Source organism: Ciceribacter azotifigens, from assembly GCF_048159625.1.
Taxonomy (GTDB): Bacteria; Pseudomonadota; Alphaproteobacteria; order Rhizobiales; family Rhizobiaceae; genus Allorhizobium; species Allorhizobium azotifigens.
Map to the genome: position 1 here is coordinate 1 of NZ_JBLQTA010000027.1, position 19,611 is coordinate 19,611.

The 19,611-nt window shown below is 63.7% G+C and carries 16 protein-coding genes; 9 read left to right on the forward strand and 7 right to left on the reverse strand.

Translation table 11 applies throughout. The features are described 5' to 3' along the window. The 6 genes from ACM6UT_RS22315 to ACM6UT_RS22340 form a co-directional block, all read left to right on the forward strand. A partial coding sequence (locus ACM6UT_RS22315; RefSeq protein ID WP_416799504.1) for a fibrinogen-binding protein occupies positions 1-797 on the forward strand: 797 nt, incomplete at its 5' end. A 132-nt stretch (positions 798-929) separates the two neighbouring features. Then, complete coding sequence (locus ACM6UT_RS22320; protein ID WP_416799505.1) at positions 930-2,954, forward strand: hypothetical protein; 2,025 nt, start codon at positions 930-932, stop codon at positions 2,952-2,954. Positions 2,955-2,976: 22 nt separating this feature from the next. After that, positions 2,977-5,283: a type I secretion system permease/ATPase gene (locus tag ACM6UT_RS22325; protein WP_416799506.1), complete on the forward strand. Its 2,307-nt coding sequence runs from the start codon at positions 2,977-2,979 to the stop codon at positions 5,281-5,283. 3 nt (positions 5,284-5,286) lie between these two features. Beyond that, positions 5,287-6,636, forward strand: coding sequence for an HlyD family type I secretion periplasmic adaptor subunit (locus ACM6UT_RS22330; RefSeq protein WP_416799507.1), 1,350 nt, complete (start codon positions 5,287-5,289; stop codon positions 6,634-6,636). Between the two features lie 22 nt (positions 6,637-6,658). Further along, complete coding sequence (locus ACM6UT_RS22335; protein WP_416799508.1) at positions 6,659-7,150, forward strand: hypothetical protein; 492 nt, start codon at positions 6,659-6,661, stop codon at positions 7,148-7,150. A gap of 117 nt (positions 7,151-7,267) precedes the next feature. Next, positions 7,268-8,908: a GNAT family N-acetyltransferase gene (locus ACM6UT_RS22340; protein ID WP_416799509.1), complete on the forward strand. Its 1,641-nt coding sequence runs from the start codon at positions 7,268-7,270 to the stop codon at positions 8,906-8,908. A gap of 25 nt (positions 8,909-8,933) precedes the next feature. Here the strand turns inward: ACM6UT_RS22340 and hutU are convergent, their stop codons facing one another. From hutU to hutI, 4 genes are all read right to left on the reverse strand, one after another. Beyond that, the gene (hutU, locus tag ACM6UT_RS22345; RefSeq protein WP_416799510.1) at positions 8,934-10,607 is read right to left on the reverse strand and encodes a urocanate hydratase; all 1,674 of its coding nucleotides are present in this window, start codon (positions 10,605-10,607) and stop codon (positions 8,934-8,936) included. A gap of 10 nt (positions 10,608-10,617) precedes the next feature. Further along, entirely contained in the window at positions 10,618-11,418 is an 801-nt protein-coding gene (gene hutG / locus ACM6UT_RS22350; RefSeq protein WP_416799511.1) for an N-formylglutamate deformylase, read from the reverse strand. Position 11,419: 1 nt separating this feature from the next. Next, positions 11,420-12,955: a histidine ammonia-lyase gene (hutH, locus tag ACM6UT_RS22355; RefSeq protein ID WP_416799512.1), complete on the reverse strand. Its 1,536-nt coding sequence runs from the start codon at positions 12,953-12,955 to the stop codon at positions 11,420-11,422. A gap of 112 nt (positions 12,956-13,067) precedes the next feature. Next, the gene (gene hutI / locus ACM6UT_RS22360) at positions 13,068-14,282 is read right to left on the reverse strand and encodes an imidazolonepropionase (protein ID WP_416799513.1); all 1,215 of its coding nucleotides are present in this window, start codon (positions 14,280-14,282) and stop codon (positions 13,068-13,070) included. Positions 14,283-14,391: 109 nt separating this feature from the next. Here hutI and ACM6UT_RS22365 point away from each other — a divergent pair, with 109 nt between their 5' ends. From ACM6UT_RS22365 to ACM6UT_RS22375, 3 genes are all read left to right on the forward strand, one after another. Then, positions 14,392-15,738, forward strand: coding sequence for a formimidoylglutamate deiminase (locus tag ACM6UT_RS22365; RefSeq protein WP_416799514.1), 1,347 nt, complete (start codon positions 14,392-14,394; stop codon positions 15,736-15,738). Between the two features lie 40 nt (positions 15,739-15,778). After that, a complete protein-coding gene (gene hutC / locus ACM6UT_RS22370) occupies positions 15,779-16,576 on the forward strand; it encodes a histidine utilization repressor (protein WP_416799515.1) in 798 nt (265 codons plus the stop codon). Positions 16,577-17,110: 534 nt separating this feature from the next. Beyond that, positions 17,111-17,929, forward strand: a complete 819-nt coding sequence (locus ACM6UT_RS22375) for a class I SAM-dependent methyltransferase (RefSeq protein ID WP_416799516.1) — start codon at positions 17,111-17,113, stop codon at positions 17,927-17,929. 221 nt (positions 17,930-18,150) lie between these two features. Here the strand turns inward: ACM6UT_RS22375 and ACM6UT_RS22380 are convergent, their stop codons facing one another. From ACM6UT_RS22380 to ACM6UT_RS22390, 3 genes are all read right to left on the reverse strand, one after another. Further along, on the reverse strand, positions 18,151-18,426 hold the full coding sequence (locus tag ACM6UT_RS22380; protein ID WP_416799517.1) for a BrnA antitoxin family protein: 276 nt from the start codon (positions 18,424-18,426) through the stop codon (positions 18,151-18,153). After that, positions 18,410-18,712, reverse strand: coding sequence for a BrnT family toxin (locus ACM6UT_RS22385; protein WP_416799518.1), 303 nt, complete (start codon positions 18,710-18,712; stop codon positions 18,410-18,412). The genes ACM6UT_RS22380 and ACM6UT_RS22385 overlap by 17 nt, the downstream gene beginning before the upstream one ends. 65 nt (positions 18,713-18,777) lie before the next feature. Next, positions 18,778-19,281, reverse strand: coding sequence for a hypothetical protein (locus tag ACM6UT_RS22390; protein ID WP_416799519.1), 504 nt, complete (start codon positions 19,279-19,281; stop codon positions 18,778-18,780). Between the last annotated feature and the right edge of the window lie 330 nt (positions 19,282-19,611).

Genomic DNA, 19,611 nt, shown 5'->3' on the forward strand with positions numbered 1-19,611 from the left:
ACAAGTGGGAGATCGTGTCCGGGGATTTAGGGGGCCACTACACAAACAATGGCGACAATCGCGACAACGACTATGACTGGAGCTACGACAGCAAGTCGTATTCGAACACCGAGACCGACACCGACATCAAGACGATCTCGGACAACGACACCAAGACGGTGACGGATACCGACATCAAGACGGACTATGACTGGAGCTACGACAGCAAGTCCTACTCCAACACCGAAACGGACACTGACATCAAGACGGTCACCGACACCGATATCAAGACCGTGACGGAAACCGCCACCGACAGCTACAACAGCACCGACACCGACTTTGCCGTCCTGGACGACGTCAAGGACAACGGCAATCTCGGCATCGCCGGCGGCGACCTGACCTTCAACCTCGGTGACGACTTCTCGTTCACACTGGACGTCGACAACATCCTCAACGGCTCGCTGAACGGCCAGGGCAACGACTCCGGCTTCAGCGCGGTCCAGGCGAACCACCTGGCCGACCAGGACCAGGCCTGGAACGTTCGGATGGACAATGGTGGTGCCCAGAACCACCTCTCCGCGGATGGCGGCACCGCCGACAGCGCAGAGGGCATGGAACTCGACGGAAAGTGCTGGGATCTCAAGGCAGGTGACGACGTCGCCGGCAACAGCACGGCGGATGCCTCGGCGATCCTCGCCAATTCGGGCTTCCACTTCGAGTTCGTCCAGGGCGCGAACCTGCTCGGCAACACGATCGACAGCAGCGTCATCGGCGGCGACTCGCATGTCAGCGACGTCGGCGAGGATACTGGCGCCTGATCTCCAAGTCCCCCAACCCAAGAACAACTGCACCGGCCGCGGCCGGTGCAGTTCGGCGGTTAGACGCCGAAACGTGAGGAATAGGCCGGAAGGTCGGCGTTCCTCCGGGCGGACGATTAACGGGAGACGGCAATGCACACCGAGAGGATTTCCGACATCATCGCGCATTTCATCGGCTACTTCGACGCAGCCGTTGAGGATGCACGCATGCGCATCGCCTACACCGAAGGCCAGGCTGCGCAGGGCGCGCGCACCGATGCACCGGACCTTGCCGCGCTTGACCCGGATTTCGCGTCCACACTCCTGCTAAAGGATTACGACCCCGGCGTTCGCCATGGGCTTTCTGACGAGGATCTTGCCGGCGGCGGGCGGCATGTTCCCTTCGGCACTGATCTGCAATTTGCCATCAACAGGCTCCCCGGTGCAGACGCAGGCGACATGCCCGCGCACCATCTGCCGTGGGACGTACCGGCACCGGAGGCGCCGCAAGTCCTGCCGATCTTCATCGGCCCGGGCTCGGCAATCTCGCATCTCACCCAGGTCAACCTTCTGCAGGACGACGACTATTTCGACATGACGGGAACGGGGACGCCGCCGCTCGACATGCGCTTCGTGGTCGAGCGCGTCACCGCCTACGCGAACGAGGCGGAGCCCTATACCCCGTTTTCCGGCTATGAGCGGACCGACACCTACGACGGTCTGCAGGCGATCGCTGCCGACGCGCACGCGCTGAAGGAGGATCTCGTCGAAAGCGGAACCACTTCGCTCGGTATCGGCAATGCCGTCGACTTCGTGTCCGCAGGGGATGCAATCGAGGGCACCGTCGTCAACGGCGCGGTCGTCGAAGAGACGCCCGTTCTCGACGATTTCCTGCCGGACCGCGGCATCGCCGCGCCGTCGAAAGAACCGGTTTCGGAAGGCGACAGCGCGACGCAAACCGGCGGCCCCGAAGACAGCCTCGAAATTGGTGCCGGCGCCAACATGGTCGCCAACATTGCCGGGGTCACGACGACCGGGGTCATTGCGCCGGTGAGCGCCGTCATGGGCGACTATCACCAGGTCGACATGATCACGCAGGCCTATGTCTACAGCGACCGGGACAACGGCCCTGAAGGCCTGCTCGGCAAAAGCGCGGCAGAGGATGCCGGCACGCTCGCCTTCAACATCGCGACCTTCGGGCGCTCCAGCCTGGTTGATCCTGCCCCGGATGCGGCGAGCGACGACAGTGCGGGCGATCCCGTGTTTCCGACCCAGTGGCGCGTGAGCGTCGTCGAAGGCGATGTCTGCTTCGTGCAGTGGATCGAGCAATACAATTTCGTCACCGACAACGACCAGATGACCGTGACGACAACGGGTTGTGAAACGACCATCCTGACCGGTGGAAACTCCGCAATCAATTTTGCAGGTCTCCTCGGAATCGGCATGCAATATGACCTGGTGATCGTCGGCGGCGATGTCCTCGATATGAACATCATCAGCCAGCTTTCCGTGCTCTACGACAATGATTGGGTGGTGGGCAGCGGCAGTGGCGGTGCGGACGTTCGAGCGGGCGACAATCTGCTCTGGAACGAGGCGACCATCCACAATGTCGGCTCCAACGATCGCTTCGAGACCATGCCGGACTATATCCCGGAGACGATCAAGGCGATCGAGGACCGCGACCCCGGCATGCCCGAGGACCTCGCCCATGACGCCAATTTCGAGGGTTATGAAGGTCTCAACGTCCTCTACATCACCGGCAATCTCTTCGACGTGACCTTCATCAAGCAGGTCAACGTGGTCGGCGACGCAGACCACGTCGATGCCGTCGCCCAGCAGGTGCTCGATGACGCCGAGGATCCAACGGTGACGATCAACACCGGGGGCAACGCGGTCATCAATGTCGCCGAGATCGTCGACTACGACAGCTTCGGCGACACGACCTATCTCGGCGGCAATCTCTATTCCGACGCCGTCCTCATCCAGGGCGGGATCATCGAGGACGATGATACCCAGCCGCAGCCAGTCCAGAACGCACTTGCGAACGAGGTGATCGCCTTCCTCGATGACGACACCGGCGAGAACGGCGGCGCGGCGGATGGCGTGATCAATGCGGGACACGATCTATCCTGGTCGCACGCAAGCCCCGTCGACGTGATGCAGACGGCAGTCGCGTGAACGAAAGGGGCAGGGGGAGCATATGAATCACATCTCGAAGAACACCCTCGCCGGGAGCCGGCTGATCGCTCCCGGCACTTCTCGCGACCTCGTCGCTGCTCATGAGGAAAATGCACTCACCGATGCCTGCATCTCGGCGATCGAGGAGGCAGTCGAGACGCTGAGAACGCTGGCAGACGATGCGGCCGTCCCGGCTCGGCAACCGGCTGCCCTCTCAGGGCGGGGTGAACTGGCGTCAGGCGTCGCCGGTCGCCCCGCCGCTCCTCAAACTGCTGGCTCCACGCGCACGGAGGCGTCTGCGACGGCGGACCGCCTGCCGGCGGTGGCGCCGCCTGGAGAAGAGCAAGAGGCCGAGCCGCAGCGCGATGATGAGGTTATCGAAGACCGCATGCCGGCTCCCGGCCCGGTCGAGGTGGAGGGGAAGACCGTAGAGGACAAGATCGGCGACGAAGCCGACATCCGGTTCGGCAAGACCATCGAAGGCGACAGTGGTCCGGTCCGCGGTGAAGACCACCGCCCGACCACCGGGCACGGCGGCGGCGGCAAGGTGCCCGATACCGGCGGCGGAGGCGGCGGGGGAGGCGGCGGTCACCAGGCTTTCCACAAACGCAGCGGCCCGATCAATTTCGCAGCGAGCCTCGCACGCGCCATCGCCGTCATCCGCCGCAATATGGCGATCGTGATGGTTTTTACGGTCGCGATCAACGTGCTCCTGCTCGCCATCCCGCTCTATCTGTTCCAGATCTCCGACCGGGTGCTCACCAGCCGGTCCATGGACACGCTCATCATGCTCACGATCGCGGTCGTCGGCGCGGTGCTCCTGCAGGCGTTTCTCGACACCATCCGCCGCTTCATCCTGATGCGGACCGCAGTCGAACTCGAGGTGCAACTGGGCTCCCCCATCCTCAGCGCCGCCGCACGTGCCTCGCTACACGGCAGCGGTAAGGACTACCAGACCCTCCAGGACCTGCAGCAGTTGCGGTCCTTCCTCACCTCGGGCACACTGATTGCCTTTCTCGATGCTCCGCTGATGCCGCTCTTCGTCGTCGTGGTCTATCTCGTCCACCCGCATCTCGGCATGATCATCATGGCGTGCTGCGCGGTCCTCTTCGTGATCGCCTACCTGAACCAGAGATTCACCGCTCGCCACTTCGCGGAGGCGAACGGCTATCTCGGCCGCGCCAATTTCCACCTCGACTCGATGTCACGCAATTCTCAGATCATCAATGCGCTCGCGATGATCCCGGAAGCGGTAAAGATGTGGGGTCACGAGACTGCGGGGTCGCTGAAGTCTCACGTCGCTGCCCAGGACCGGAACATCGTCTTCGCCGGGCTTTCCAAGGCCTGCCGGATGATGACGCAGATTGGCCTTCTCGGCTGGGGCGCGCATTTGTCGCTTTCCGGTGAACTGACCGGCGGTATGGTGATTGCGGCGTCCATCGTTTCCGGGCGCGCGCTCGCGCCGATCGAGGGGGCGATCGAGGGCTGGAACCAGTTCAACAAATCGGCCGCCGCCTATGGCCGCATCAAGCAGTTGCTCGTCAACTCGCCGCTCAATTTCCCGCGGCTGCGCCTGCCTAATCCGGAGGGTCGGCTCGACGTCGAGCGCGTGCTCTTCGTGCCGCCACCGCAAAAGAAAGTGATCCTGAACGGCATCTCCTTCTCTCTCAAGAAGGGTGAGGCGCTTGCCATCATTGGCAATTCCGGTTCCGGCAAGACGACGCTCGGCAAGATGCTGGTCGGTTCGATCCTGCCCACTTCGGGCAACGTGCGGCTCGACCTCATGGATCTGCGCAACTGGGATCAGCGGCAGTTCGGCGAGAGCATCGGCTACCTGCCTCAGGACGTGCAGCTCTTTCCCGGCACGATCAAGGCAAATATCAGCCGCATGCGCGACGATGTCGATGATCGCCAGATCTACGAGGCGGCAGTGCTTGCCGATGTGCATGAACTCATCGCGACTTTCCCGCAAGGGTACGAAACGGTGGTCGCCGCCGACGGTGCGCCGCTTTCAGGGGGGCAGAAGCAACGCATCGCGCTTGCCCGCGCCTTCTTCGGCAACCCCAAATTCGTGGTTCTCGACGAACCGAACTCCAATCTCGACACCCAAGGCGAGGCTGCGCTCGCCAGAGCCCTGCTGCATGCGAAGAAGCAGGGGATCACGACTGTCACGATCACGCAGCGCCCGTCGCTCCTCCAGGCAGTCGACAAGATACTGGTGCTGAAGGATGGCTCGATCGCCATGTTCGGAGAGCGTGTCGAGGTGCTGAAGGCGTTGTCGAAGAACAATGGTGGCAATACCGGTCAAAAGACGATCGAGGGCAGGTGAGTGATGGCACGCGATCTGAAGGTCAGGGACGGTTCCGGTCCGGTGGAGTGGTACAGCGAAGTGCCGCGCTCGATCCGTCTTCACACAGTGATTGGGCTTGGTGTGCTGCTCAGCACCTTCGGTGGTTTTGGTTTGTGGGCGGCAACGGCGCCGCTTGCCTCCGCGATCATCGCACAGGGCAGTTTCGTGGCCACCGGCAACAACAAGATCATCCAGCATCTCGAGGGCGGCATCATCAAGGAGATGCGGGTCAACGAAGGCGATGTCGTCAAGGAAGGCGATGTGCTGTTGACGCTTGATCCGACCGCGGCCCTCGCCAACGAACGCATGATCAAGCTGAAGCGCCTGCGGCTGGAGGCAGTGGTGGCACGGCTCAGGGCCGAGGCGCAAGGCGCCAAGCAGTTCAGGATCCCGAAGGTCGTCATGGAAGAGGCGAGCGACCCTGATGTCAACACGATCATCCAGAGCCAGAACGTCATCTTCCACAGCAAGCAGGTGAAGCTCGACGAGCAGCTCAACCTCATCGAGAAGAACATCAAGTCGCTGGAATTTCGGTGCACCGGTTACGAGGGCCAGAAACAGGCCTTCGAAAGGCAGCTCACACTGCTTGAAGAGGAACGCGATTCAAAAGCGCGTCTCGTCAATGTCGGCTACATGCGCAAAATGGACCTGCTGGCCATCGAGAGGGCGATCGCCGACGCCATGGGCGATATTTCGCGTCTCCAGGGGGAGATGAACGAAAGCGAGGCGCAGATCGCACGCTTCCGCCAGGAAGCAATCATTGCCGTCAACTCAAACAAGCAGGCCGCGCTCGATGCGCTCGAAACCGCCGAATCCGATCTCGACAGCGTTCGCGAGCAGATGCGCGAGGTGGCGGGCGTTCTCGAACGCACCGTCATCCGTTCGCCGGTAACGGGCACGGTCGTGCGGTCCTATTACCACACCGCTGGCGGCGTCATCACCACCGGCAAGCCGATCATGGAAATCCTGCCAGCCGGGGTGCCGCTGATCATCGAGGCACAGGTGCTCCGCACCTCGATCGACCAGGTGCATGAAGGCCAGACGGCGGCGATCCGCCTCTCGGCCCTCAACCGCCGCACGACGCCGGTGCTGAACGGGAATGTCTTCTACGTCTCGGCGGACTCGATCGAGGAAGGTTCGATCGCGGCGCCACGCGACATCTACATCGTGCGCGTGGCGCTTTCCGAAGAGGAGATCGCGCGTGTGCACGATTTCCATCCCGTTCCCGGCATGCCGGCCGACGTGCTGATCCAGACCTCGGAGAGGACCTTCTTCGAGTACATCACGAAGCCGATCACCGACAGCATGTCACGGGCCTTCAAGGAGCGCTGATGCCGATGACGGGGAGGGCACCATGGGCAGTATGACCGATGTCCTGTTGAGAGTAGGGCGGCTCAACTATGTCTGGACGAATACCGAGAGCCTGCTGATCTACATCATCGCCCACATGCTTGCAGTGGACAAGGAGACGGCCGTGGTCGTGTTCCTGACGCTCAACACCACCCGCGCGCGCATCGACCTCGTGGAGCGGCTTGCCAAGCGCGCAGCCACGCCACCCGCCGAACGGGAGGCCATCCTCGCGCTGATGGCACGGCTGAAGAAAGAGGCGAAGGTCCGCAACAAATACAATCACAGCATCTATTCCTTCGACGAGCGCGGCGATATCTCCAGCACCCAGCTGATGCGCCTCGTCGAGACCGACAGCGAAATCCGCTACGGCAAGGTCGAGCAGATGGATGCGCGCGAACTGCGCCAGCTCGAGCGCTCGATTGCCGAAATTGCCGATATCAGCAAGGCGCTCTGGACCTTCATCCATGCGAGCGCGCATCTGCAGGGAGACCTGTAGATGAACCCCACTTCCTGCCGCGAAGCCGCATCCGGCCTCTGCCCCGCCTCGTCTCCAGTCCCTTCAAACCTTTGTTCCTCCGAACCTTGTAACGCGTCACAGGAAGGATGAAGTGCCATGCTGATCGATGTCATTGACACCCCGGAGGCCTTCGAGGCCGTTCGTCCGCAATGGGAAGAGGTTTTCGAGGCCGATCCCCATGCCCAGCATTTCCTGTCCTGGACCTGGCTCAACCGCTATCTCGGACATCGCCGCCGCTGGTTCATCCTGGCGCTCCGGGAGAACGTGGACGCCCGCTATGTCGCCTTCTTCCCGCTTCGTCTGCAGACGCCTCGGGACAAGGACGGGTTCTTCTATGACGAGATCATCATGGCCGGCAATTATGCCGCCGACTATACCGGCTTCATCGCGGACCCCGCTCATGAGGATCAGGCGGTCGCCGGCTTCGCCGCCTACCTGAAGCGCGAAAATTGGACCGAAATCAAGTTCGACTATTTCGGGGGCCCTCCCTCCCGGAGGATAGCCCTGATCAAGGCCTTGCAGGGACCAGAAGTGATGTTCCGCGACAGCAAACGCTCAAGTCCGCAGAACATCGACAACTGCATCTGCCCCGTCATCGCCTTGCCCGAGACCTGGGACGGCTATCTCGAACAGCACATGAGTGCCCAGACCCGGCAGAAGTTGCGGCGCTTCCTGCGCAAGGTGGAAAGCGACCCGGCCTATCGGATCACCTGGGCGACGGCCGAGACGATCGATCGCGACCTCGACATCCTCTTCGATTTCTGGCGTATCCGCTGGGAGCCCCAGAAGGGCGCCGACATGACGAAGCGGCTCATCAAGGCCTCGCGCGAGATGCTGATGGACTGCTTTGCCGACGGCAATCTCGACGTGCCGGTGCTCTGGTACGAGGACCGCCCGCTCGGTGCACTCGCAAACATCATCGACCGCCAGAAGAAGGCCGTCCTCTTCTACATCACGGGCCGCGACGAAGAGTGGAAGCTGCCCTCGCCGGGCCTCGTGCTCCATGGCACCTGCATCCGGCGGGCGATCGGCGAAGGCTTCCGCTTCTACGACTTCCTGCGCGGCAACGAACCCTACAAGTACATGTTCGGCGTCGAGGAACGGCCGATCAGTTGCACGCTCTTTCGCACCCGCGACGGCCGCAATCTCGGCGGCGTCCTCAATCCGCGCAGCATCCGCCATGTCTACGAGATGTCGCTCGATCATTATCTCAAGGGAAAGAAGGCCGATGCCGAGATCGGCTTCCGGCAGATCCTGCAATCGGCACCGGCTCATCGCGGGGCGGAGTTCGGGCTTGCCAACCTGATGTTCGAAAAGGGTGACCTCGCTGCGGCAGAGACCTGCTATCGTGCTCTCGTGCCACGGCTTGCCGATCCCGCGCCGGTGCTCGTGCGCCTGGGCGACGTGCTGCTCGCAACCAGGCGCAATGGCGAAGCGGCCGAAACCTTCCGCGACATCTGCCGGAAGGCGCCGGGTCATCGAGAGGCGCGGTACAAATGGGCCGTCGCGCTCGTCGCCGAGAAGCGCTTCAATGACGCCGCGACCATTCTCGAACCGCTCGTCGCGCTGCCGTCGGCAGACGACAGCGATCGACGCTACGCCGAAAAGGCCCGTGCCCTCATCCTGCGGATCGCACCGGCACTGACGCCAACGGCGCCCCGGATGTTCAAGGTGGCAAGGCCGGCCTTCCCGGGCCCCGAGGTGTTTTCGCAGTCCGCGGTTTCGCTTCCCGTCTGAGCACCGTCCCCGCGGCTTCTCACGTTCAGTTGCCGAGGATCGCCGGCAGGCGCAGGCCCTTGTCCCGGGCGCAGTCGAGCGCGATCTCGTAGCCGGCATCGGCGTGGCGCATGACGCCGGTCGCCGGGTCGTTCCACAGCACGCGGCCGATGCGTCGGGCGGCGTCCTCGGTGCCGTCGCAGCAGATCACCATGCCCGAATGCTGGGAAAAGCCCATGCCGACGCCGCCGCCGTGATGCAGCGAGACCCAGGTCGCGCCCGAGGCGCAGTTGAGCAGCGCGTTGAGCAACGGCCAGTCGGACACAGCATCGGAGCCGTCCTTCATCGCCTCGGTCTCGCGGTTCGGCGAGGCGACGGAGCCGGAATCGAGATGGTCGCGGCCGATCACGATCGGAGCCTTCAACTCCCCTGTTCTCACCATCTCGTTGAAGGCGAGGCCGAGCTTGTGGCGGTCGCCGAGCCCGACCCAGCAGATGCGCGCCGGCAGGCCCTGAAAGGCGATGCGCTCGCGCGCCATGTCGAGCCAGTTGTGCAGGTGGGCATTGTCGGGCAACAGTTCCTTGACCTTGGCGTCGGTCCGGTAGATGTCCTCCGGATCGCCGGAAAGGGCGGCCCAGCGGAACGGGCCGATGCCACGGCAGAAGAGCGGGCGGATATAGGCCGGCACGAAGCCGGGGAAGGCGAAGGCGTTTTCCAGCCCTTCCTCCTGTGCCACTTGGCGAATGTTGTTGCCGTAGTCGAGCGTCGGCACGCCCATGTTCCAGAAGTTGACCATGGCCTCGACATGCACCCGCATGGAGGCGCGCGCCGCCCTTTCCACCGCCTTCGGGTCGCTCTCCTGCTTGGCGCGCCATTCGGCGACCGTCCAGCCGACCGGCAGATAACCGTGCAGCGGGTCGTGGGCGGAGGTCTGGTCGGTGACAATGTCCGGCTTGACGCCGCGTCGCACGAGTTCGGCGAATATCTCCGCGGCATTGCCGATGAGGCCGACCGACTTCGCCTCGCCGGCATGGGTCCATTCCGCGATCATCGCGAGTGCGTCATCGAGCGTATAGGCCTTGGCGTCGAGATAGCGGGTGCGCAGGCGGAAGTCGACGCGGGTCTCGTCGCACTCGACGGCGAGGCAGCAGGCGCCGGCCATGACGGCGGCGAGGGGCTGTGCGCCGCCCATGCCGCCGAGGCCGCCGGTCAGGATCCACTTGCCCTTGAGATTGCCGTCGTAGTGCTGGCGGCCGGCTTCCGCGAAGGTCTCGTAGGTGCCCTGCACGATGCCCTGCGTGCCGATATAGATCCACGAGCCCGCCGTCATCTGGCCGTACATGGCGAGCCCCTTGCGGTCGAGCTCGTTGAAGTGTTCCCAGGTCGCCCAGTGCGGCACGAGGTTCGAATTGGCGATCAGTACGCGCGGCGCGTCCTTGTGCGTCCGGAACACGCCGACCGGCTTTCCGGACTGGACAAGCAGCGTCTCGTCCTCTTCGAGCGTCTTTAAGGTCGCGACGATGCGGTCGAAATCGTCCCAGGTGCGCGCCGCCCGGCCGATGCCGCCGTAGACCACCAGTTCGTGCGGCCGTTCGGCCACCTCCGGATCGAGATTGTTCATCAGCATCCGGAGCGGCGCCTCGGTCATCCAGCTCCTCGTGCTGAGTTCCGAACCGCGTGGCGCACGGACTTCGCGAACGTTGTGGCGTGGGTCGGTCATGACGTTCTCCTCAGGGTCTCAGGTCGAGCGCAATCGCTGCGATCCGCTCCAGAATGGTCTTGAGATGGAGGCGCAGCCTCGCCGCCTTCCCGGTGTCGTAGGCATACGGCGGCGTCTCGGTGGCGAGATGGGTGATCTGCGCGAGTTCCATCTGGATCGCGTGCAGGCCGGTTTCCGGCCGTCCGTAGTGGCGGGTCGTCCAGCCGCCCTTGAAGCGGCCGTTGACGACATGGGCGTAGCCTGCGGCGGCGGCGGCGACCTCGAATGCAGCCGCCTCGAAACGCGGATCGCAGGTCCGGCCCATGTCGGTTCCGATGTTGAAATCCGGAAGCCTTCCCTCAAAGAGGAAGGGGATATGCGAACGGATCGAATGGCAGTCGTAGACGACCGCAACCCCATGGATCGCCTTCACCCGTTCGATCTCGGCCGCAAGCGCCGCATGGTAGGGCGTGTGAAATTCGGCCAGACGGCGAGCGACATCATCCTCGGTCGGCTCCTGCCCAGTGTTCCAGATCGGCTTGCCGTCGAAATCGGTCTCGGGCACGAGGCCGGTGGTGTTCTGGCCGGGATAGAGGCTGACGCCCTCCGGGTCACGGTTGGCGTCGATCACGTAACGGTGGAAGGTCGCCCGCACCGTCGTCGCGTCGGCCAAGAGGCCGGCGTAGAGCTCGTGGATGTGCCAGTCGGTATCGGCGAGCAGCCGTCCGTTGTCGTTCAGGCGTGCCCGGATATCGGCGGGAACGTCGGTGCCTGTATGGGGAAAGGCGAGAATGACCGGTGAGCTGCCGCGGGTGAGTTCGAAGGCGGCCATCTCACGCCTCCAGTTCCGGAAGAATGCCGGGGGAAACGGAGGCGTTGAGGGTGCCACCAGCCACCAGTGCCGCCGCGGCGGCGAGGTCCGGTGCCATAAAGCGGTCCTCGTCGAGTGCCCGGACCACGGCCCGCAGCGTTGCGATAGCTTTCAGGAGTTCCGGGCTGGTCGTCAGCGGTGCGCGGAACTCCACGCCCTGTGCCGCCGCCAGAAGCTCGATGCCGACGATGGCGAAGAGGTTTTCGGTCATCTGCAACAGGCGCCGGGCGCCGTGGCAGGCCATGGAGACATGGTCTTCCTGGTTGGCCGAGGTGGGCGTCGAATCGACCGAAGCCGGATGCGACATCTGCTTGTTCTCGCTCATCAGCGCGGCGGACGTCACCTCGGCGATCATCAGCCCGGAATTGAGGCCGGGCTTTCTGGCCAGGAATGCGGGCAATCCGTAGGAGAGCGCGGGATCGACCAGAAGGGCGATGCGGCGCTGCGAGATCGCGCCGATTTCACAGACGGCTATGGCGATCTGGTCGGCGGCAAAGGCGACCGGCTCGGCGTGGAAATTGCCGCCGGAGACGACGCTGTCGTCGGAAAGCACCAGCGGATTGTCGGTGACCGCATTGGCCTCGATTTCGAGTGTACGGCCGGCCATGCGCAGGAGATCGAGGCAGGCGCCGTCGACCTGCGGCTGGCAGCGGATGCAATAGGGGTCCTGTACACGCTCGTCGCCGTCGATGTGGCTCTGACGGATCATCGAGCCGGCAAGCAGCCCACGGAGGGCTGCCGCAGTGTCGATCTGGCCCTTGTGGCCGCGTAGCGTGTGGATGTCGGCGGCAAAGGGAGCGGACGAGCCCATCGCGGCATCGGTCGAGAGCGCGCCGGTGATCAGCGCCGACTGGGCGGCCCGGTGCGCCCGGAAAAGTCCGGCGAGCGCGAGCGCCGTCGAGGCCTGGGTGCCGTTGATGAGGGCGAGGCCCTCCTTGGCGGCGAGCACGACCGGGGCAAGCGCCGCCTTTTCGAGAGCGACGCGGCCGGGAAGCCGGACACCTTCGAAGAAGGCGTCGCCTTCGCCCATCATCACGGCGGCGAGATGGGCGAGCGGAGCGAGATCGCCGGAGGCGCCGACCGAACCCTTTTCCGGGATGACCGGCGTCACGCGCCGCTCCAGCATGGCCTCGATGAGGCGGATTAGCTCCAGCCGGACGCCGGATGCGCCGCGCCCGAGCGAGATCAGTTTCAGCGCCATGATCAGTCGGACGATGTTTTCCGGCAGGGGTGCACCGACGCCACAGCAGTGCGAGAGGATGAGGTTGCGCTGGAGGGTCGCCGTATCGGCCGCATCGATCTTGATCGAGGCGAGTTTGCCGAAGCCGGTATTGACGCCGTAGACCGGTTCGTTGCCGGCCGCGATCGCGGCAATCCGGGCCGCGGCTCTCTCGATGGCCTGATCGAAGCAGTGGTCCAGAATAGCAGCCTCGCCGGTCCAGTAGATCGTGGCGAGATGCGAGAGGGTGACGCTACCGGGATGAAGGGTGATGGTCATGGGCGGCTTCCAGTGCTGGAGTCTGGTGACGGGCGTTGTTTCGGGGTCTCCATGCTGATCCACAGGACAGATGAGAAAAGGCGGCGACAACACCGCGGAACGCGGTCGCTCATCACTCGCCCCTCCAGACGCGTCGGTGCAGGGGGGTGAAGCCCATGCGGTAGACGAGTTCGGCCGGCTCCCCGATGTCCCAGAGGCAGAAATCGGCCGATTTCCCGACCTCGAGCGTTCCGATCTCTCCGATCCTGCCGAGCGCGCGCGCCGCTTCGCGCGTCACACCGGCGAGGCATTCCGTGACCGTCAGCCCGAAGAGGGTCGCGCCCATGTTCATGGTGAGGAGCAGCGAGGTGAGCGGCGAGGTGCCCGGATTGTTGTCGGTTGCGAGTGCCATCGGCACGCCGTGCTTGCGGAAGAGACCGACCGGCGGCTTTTGCGTTTCGCGCAGGAAGTAGAAGGCGCCGGGAAGGAGAACGGCGACGGTTCCGGCCTTCGCCATCGCAATCGCGCCGGCCTCGTCGGTATATTCGAGGTGATCGGCCGAGAGTGCGGCGCAAGACGCTGCGAGCGCCGCACCGGAAAGGTTCGAGAGCTGGTCGGCGTGGAGCTTGACCGGCAGACCGAGCGTTTTGGCCGCGTCGAAGACGAGGCGGATCTCGTCCGACGAAAAGGCGATCCCTTCGCAGAAGCCGTCGACGGCATCCACGAGGCCCTCGGCCTGTGCAGCCCGCATGCCGGGGATCACAACGTCGCGGATGAAGTCGCGGTTGCGGCCCCTGTACTCGGCCGGTGTCGCGTGGGCCCCGAGATAGGTGGTCGTGATCGATACCGGTCGCAGGCTGGCGAGCCTGCGCGCCGCCCGCAGCATCTTCAACTCGTCATCGACGGTAAGACCGTAGCCGGACTTGATCTCGACAGTCGTGACGCCTTCCGCAATCAGCGCGTCGAGGCGCGGCAGGGTCTCTCGGACGAGATCGTCCTCGCTTGCCGCACGAACCTTGCCGACCGACGAGACGATGCCGCCGCCGGCTCGCGCGATCTCGTGGTAGCTCGCCCCGGCAAGCCGCATCTGGAACTCGTTCGCGCGGTTGCCGGCATGGACGAGATGGGTGTGGCAGTCGACGAGGCCGGGCGTGATCCAGCGCTGTTCGCAATCGACAACATCGGAGGAGGCGATGAGTGCGGATGGAAGGTCGGCGGCCGATCCCGCATAGGCGATGCGTCCGTCGCGGACGACGAGGGCGGCATCTTCGACGATGCCGAGGGCGGAACGTCTCGGATCGAGCGTCGCAAGCCGCGCATTGGTCCAGACGCGAACCGGCAATGCCATGTCGTTCCTCCTCCTCGACGGTGTTGCGTAACGCCCGTTTCCAGAATATGTATATACTTAATCGAGAATGATGCAAGACGAAAAGCGATCGACGAGGGAGGATGGGCCGATGGCCTCGATACATGCGAAGCTGGCGCTCCTGCCGGACGGCTGGACGAGTGATGTCCGGATCGGCTTCAGGGGGCGCGAGATCGATACGGTCGAGCCGGGCACCGAAGCCGGCCATGACGACGAACGTCATGACGTCCTTCTTCCGGCGATGGCCAATCTTCACAGCCATGCCTTCCAGCGCGGCATGGCCGGACTTGCCGAGACACGCGGGCCGGCGGAAGACAATTTTTGGAGCTGGCGAACGGTGATGTACAAGTTCGCCCTTACGATGAATCCGGACCAGATGCAGGCGATCGCGGCGCAGCTCTATGTCGAGATACTGGAGGCGGGGTTTTCGCGCGTCGGCGAGTTCCACTATCTCCACCACGACAGGGACGGCAGGCCCTTTGCCGACATCGCCGAGATGGCGGCCCGCATCGTCGCCGCGGCGGAGGAGACCGGGATCGGTCTCACCCTTTTGCCCGTCTTCTATGCCCATTCGAATTTCGGCGGGCTTGCCCCGACCGACGGTCAACGGCGCTTCATCTGCGATCTCGATTCCTTCGGACGTCTCCTCGACGGTGCGAGAGGCGCGGCAGCCCCGCTGCCGGGCGCGATCACCGGCATTGCACCGCACAGCCTGCGTGCCGTCACGCCCGACGAGCTTGCCGCCCTGACGACGCTCGCTTCCGAAGGGCCGATCCATATCCATGCGGCGGAGCAGGTGAACGAAGTGGAGGATTGCGTCGCCGCGCTCCGAAGGCGCCCCGTCGAATGGCTGCTGGAGAATGCCGGCGTGGACGGGCGCTGGTGCCTGATCCACGCAACCCACATGACGGCGGAAGAGGCGCGAGAGCTCGCCCGCTCCGGCGCCGTCGCAGGCCTCTGTCCGGTCACCGAGGCCAATCTCGGCGACGGCTTCTTCGAGGCGGAAACATATTTGGCGAATGCCGGCGCATTCGGCGTCGGCTCCGATTCCAACGTTCTGATCGGCATTCGCGACGAGTTGCGGCAGCTCGAATATGCACAGCGTCTGGCAAGACGCGCCCGCAATGTCGTCGCCATCCCCGGCGGGTCGACCGGGCGGCGCCTCTTCGACGCGGCGATTGCAGGCGGTGCACAGGCGCTTGGGGTCCGCTCGGGCCTGGCTGCCGGAGCGCCGGCGGACATGATGACGCTCGATCGTTCCGCCGCCCCTTACGTCGATGCAGACCAGATCCTCGATCACTTCATCTTCGCGGCCGGTATCCGCGTCGGTTCGGTCTGGGCGGGGGGCCGGAAACTCGTCGACGGCGGGCGGCATTTCCGCCGCGAGGAGATCGACGCGCGATTCCGGCGTGTGATGACGGAGCTCGTCTCGGCCTGAAGCGGTGACGCTCGGTCGAGATTCCGTTTCAGTCCGGCCGATGGCTGCGCTAAATGAGGGCGACCATGCAAGCGGGGACGGGCGAACAGTGACGACGAAGACCGGTTCAGGCAAGGAAGGGACCTTGCACCAGCGCATCCTGCGCGACATCGAGAGCCGGATTCTCAGCGGCGAATGGCCGCCGGGGCATCATATTCCCTTCGAGGTCGACCTCGCGACCGAATATGATTGCTCCCGTATGACGGTCAACAAGGTGATGACTGAGCTTGCCAAGGCTGGTCTCGTCGAGCGGCACAGGAAGGCCGGCAGTTTCGTCCGCCAGCCGCAGGTGCAGTCGGCGGTGCTGGAAATCCACGACATCGAGGCTGAGGTGAAATCGCTCGGCCTCGCCTATGCCTTCACCCTCGTTCGCAAAACCGAGCGCCTCGCGACCGCCGATGATCGCCGCCTGCTCGAGGCCTCGGAGGGCGCCTCGGTGGCGGAGGTTCTCTGCGTTCACTTCGCTGGAGCGCGCCCCTTCTGTATCGAGGAGCGCCTCATCAACCTCGCCGTCGTGCCAGAAGCCTCGGGCTCGGATTTTGCCGGAATGCCGCCCGGACGTTGGCTGTTGCGCGAGCTACCCTGGACGACGGCGGAACACCGGATCAGTGCGGTCTCCGCGGAGGTCGAAACCGCCCGCATGCTGCGGATAGCGAAGGGTGCGGCCTGCCTGGTGATCGAGCGACGGACATGGAGCGGGCTGGGACCTGTCACCTGGGTCCGCTTCACCTATCCCGGAGAGAGCCACGCGCTCGTCGCCCGGTTCACACCCGCCTCCAATCCGCCGGAACGCTCCTGAGGTTGTGTACGGCGTTATGGCCGCTTATCCCGGTGAACGGCGGGCGTGTCGATCGGGTCCGATCGACGCGTGCCTTTTCCGCCGCCAGGGACGTCACCGGGCTTGGTCGGACCGTCTCATGGAATACGTCGCTGAAGCGGCTGATCGCTCCTAAGAGCGGACCGAGGTAGACCTACCGTTCTGCGACCGCGGCCGCGGCGTTCTGGAGGCGTCCTCTTCGCGAGGGAGGCGACTGGTGCTAAGCTGACCAATATCGCAGCTGGGGACCATGATCTCCTGGATCCTGCACAAGACGGCCTCAAACGGTGACGGCACAGAAAGTGTTTTCCTCACCGCCGGTGTGGCGCACCGATAGACAAAACCGGGCACTTCTACTGGCATCGCAAGTCTTGCTGTCTTTAGTGCAGATCCCTCGAATTCACGTATCGAGGCGACAGGTTGGCAGACCGACTTGAAGGCGCCAGGGTACTTGACTCAAGGGGACATGGCTCTGGCCGCGAGATGTTCGCCGGGCGAGGGAGGAGAGAGGCAGTCATGACTGATGCTGTGGAACGTCACTATAGCGGCGGCGGCGACTTGGCCGCGGTCATCGCTGAGCACCTTCGCAGGGCCGGCAAGGACATGGGCAAGCTCACAACGGCTGATCTCGGGACTGTCGACGAGTTTCACATCGGTGGTCGCAAGGTGACGCTCGAACTGGCCGGATTGATGAAACTCGACGCCTCCTCTCGTGTGCTCGATATCGGCAGTGGGCTCGGGGGCCCGGCGCGAACGCTTGCCGAGACCTTCGGTTGTCATGTGACGGGCATAGACCTCACCCAGGCGTTCTGCGATGCCGCGACGACACTTAGCAGCTGGGTCGGTCTCTCGGACCTGGTCGATTTCCGGCAGGGTGATGCGACCAGCCTTCCGTTCGACGATAATCTATTCGACGCCGCAATCACCATGCACGTGGCCATGAATATCGCTGCAAAGGACGCGATGTATGCGGAAGCAAGGCGCGTATTGAAGCCCGGCAGCCGCTTCGTCGCCTATGATGTCCTTCAGGGTGAAGGCGGCGAGGTGATATATCCGGTACCCTGGGCGCGAGAGCGCTCCATCAGCCATCTGGCGACGACCGACGCTATGACATCGCACCTGTCCAATGCGGGTTTCAGAATCGAGAGGATCGAGGACTCGACTGAAGCCAGCGAGCGTTGGTTCGAGGAACTGGCTGCGCGCCTTGCAGGCTCGGCGCCGGCCGTAACTTTCCAGAGCTTTCTCGGAAATGACTTCGCGACGATGGCGCGAAATCAGTTGGTCAATTTGCGGGAGCGTCGAATTCGCACGGTCGCCTACGTTTGCGAGGCCTGAACGGGGTCAATCTGAGGTCGCAACAGCGAAGGCCGTCCGATGATCGTCGTCGACGGCACGGCGTGAGCGGTGAGACCGGGTGCAGGTCGTGTCGCCTGCGGAGAAACGGAATGGCCGGTCGGATGAAGCCCGGACCTTTTGAGGCATCAAGCCGTCTGCCGTCCCGCCTTGGCCTTGCAGCAAACGATAAACGGGTCGCCGGCGGCACAGATCCGGGAAGATCATCGCTTCGCTGACGTATCGATCTTCTCGGCAAGCCAGATCTTGATCAGAGACTGGTACGGCACGTCACGCTTGCCGGCGGCGATCTTGATCTGTTCCAGCAGAGAATTGGGAAGACGCAGCGAGATCGACGTGGATGACGGTTTCAGGTTCGGCAGGCGCACCTTCGCCGCCTTGCTCCAGTCGACTTGATCGGCGGAGTCGTGGTGTTCCCAATACGTCCGCTCCTCGGCTTCGGTACTGAAGTGCGGCACGGGCTCAGGCTTCCTGCTCATAATAGCTCCGCTCCTTTCGGCTCATATCCCGGGCGGAAATCATCCGAATTCTCGGTTCTTCTGCCCGCAGCGTGAAGGTAATATGGAGCAACCTTCCGTCATCGGTGCGACCGAGCGCGTGAATTCGCTGCTCGCCCAGACTGTGTCTGGGATCGGGGACCATCAGCAGAGGTTCGTTGAAAAACACCTGCTCCGCTTCGTTCTGGCTGACGTCGTGCTCGTAGGCATTCTTGCGGGCGTTTCCCTCGTCCCACTCGAACCCGACGATCCGTTCCCAATCAATCATAGATGTATATTGTTATAATATACGCTCCATGCAAGATCGGAGTCGGAGGAACGAAGAGGAAGTGCTCAGCGCCACTCGTGCAGTTTCTCGCCCTTGAGCGGCCGCGTGGTGGTGAGCGGCAGGCTGCCGCCGGCGCGGTCCGCATAGGCCATGGCGTCGGTCTCGTCGTTGAAGCCGATGAAGATCATCGACAGCGACAGAGACTTCGGCGCGCCCTTCTTGCGATAGGAGAGTTTCACCGCGCAATGCGGGAAGGCCTCGTCCAGCACGACGCCGTCGGGCAGCGCATCGGCGAGCGCCAGATGGGCGCCTAGCGCGAGGAAGCGGTCGATCGCGGCAAAGGCCGTCGCCTCCGGCAACTGCTTGTTTTCTGTCGCCTTCGGTGCGCGACCCCAAAACAGGCTGTCGACGACACCCTTCGCCCGCTTCGTCTTCAAGACCACCAGTCCGCCTGCTGCCACGAGCTCCAGACGGGCGTCCCAGGTCTGGAAGCGCTCCGGATGTACGCCGAGGTCGGCAATGAGCGGGCGAAGGTCGGAGATCAGGTCGGCATAGAGGGCAAGGGGCATGATCGGTCTCGATGCGTGCGGGCGGTGTGTTCGGAGCCTCCTAGCATGGCGGGGGCCGGGTGGATATGGGAGTTGGGTTGGGGAGACCAATAAGAAGGTCTACAGGAACCTGGCAAAGTCTAGCGTCATTCACTAAACCTCGCATAAATGGCTAGATCCTGTTGACGAAGTATGGCAGCCATATCTTGGCTGCGGCCAGGGCGAGGAATGCTGAGAAGGATTTTCGGCCATCCGTGGTTCGACATCTATGTCGGCGGGGCCGGCAGCACGGCCGGAAGGGCGCAAGCCTGCATGAACCGGATCACGGCCCTACAGACGGTCGTCATCCAT

What these genes read in the sequence shown, in the direction of transcription:
- ACM6UT_RS22320 (WP_416799505.1), top strand. Translation starts at nt 930, where the DNA reads ATGCACACCGAGAGGATTTCCGACATCATCGCGCATTTCATCGGCTAC.
- ACM6UT_RS22325 (WP_416799506.1), top strand. Translation starts at nt 2,977, where the DNA reads ATGAATCACATCTCGAAGAACACCCTCGCCGGGAGCCGGCTGATCGCT.
- ACM6UT_RS22330 (WP_416799507.1), top strand. Translation starts at nt 5,287, where the DNA reads ATGGCACGCGATCTGAAGGTCAGGGACGGTTCCGGTCCGGTGGAGTGG.
- ACM6UT_RS22335 (WP_416799508.1), top strand. Translation starts at nt 6,659, where the DNA reads ATGGGCAGTATGACCGATGTCCTGTTGAGAGTAGGGCGGCTCAACTAT.
- ACM6UT_RS22340 (WP_416799509.1), top strand. Translation starts at nt 7,268, where the DNA reads ATGCTGATCGATGTCATTGACACCCCGGAGGCCTTCGAGGCCGTTCGT.
- hutU (WP_416799510.1), bottom strand. Translation starts at nt 10,607, where the DNA reads ATGACCGACCCACGCCACAACGTTCGCGAAGTCCGTGCGCCACGCGGT.
- hutG (WP_416799511.1), bottom strand. Translation starts at nt 11,418, where the DNA reads ATGGCCGCCTTCGAACTCACCCGCGGCAGCTCACCGGTCATTCTCGCC.
- hutH (WP_416799512.1), bottom strand. Translation starts at nt 12,955, where the DNA reads ATGACCATCACCCTTCATCCCGGTAGCGTCACCCTCTCGCATCTCGCC.
- hutI (WP_416799513.1), bottom strand. Translation starts at nt 14,282, where the DNA reads ATGGCATTGCCGGTTCGCGTCTGGACCAATGCGCGGCTTGCGACGCTC.
- ACM6UT_RS22365 (WP_416799514.1), top strand. Translation starts at nt 14,392, where the DNA reads ATGGCCTCGATACATGCGAAGCTGGCGCTCCTGCCGGACGGCTGGACG.
- hutC (WP_416799515.1), top strand. Translation starts at nt 15,779, where the DNA reads ATGGCTGCGCTAAATGAGGGCGACCATGCAAGCGGGGACGGGCGAACA.
- ACM6UT_RS22375 (WP_416799516.1), top strand. Translation starts at nt 17,111, where the DNA reads ATGACTGATGCTGTGGAACGTCACTATAGCGGCGGCGGCGACTTGGCC.
- ACM6UT_RS22380 (WP_416799517.1), bottom strand. Translation starts at nt 18,426, where the DNA reads ATGAGCAGGAAGCCTGAGCCCGTGCCGCACTTCAGTACCGAAGCCGAG.
- ACM6UT_RS22385 (WP_416799518.1), bottom strand. Translation starts at nt 18,712, where the DNA reads ATGATTGATTGGGAACGGATCGTCGGGTTCGAGTGGGACGAGGGAAAC.
- ACM6UT_RS22390 (WP_416799519.1), bottom strand. Translation starts at nt 19,281, where the DNA reads ATGCCCCTTGCCCTCTATGCCGACCTGATCTCCGACCTTCGCCCGCTC.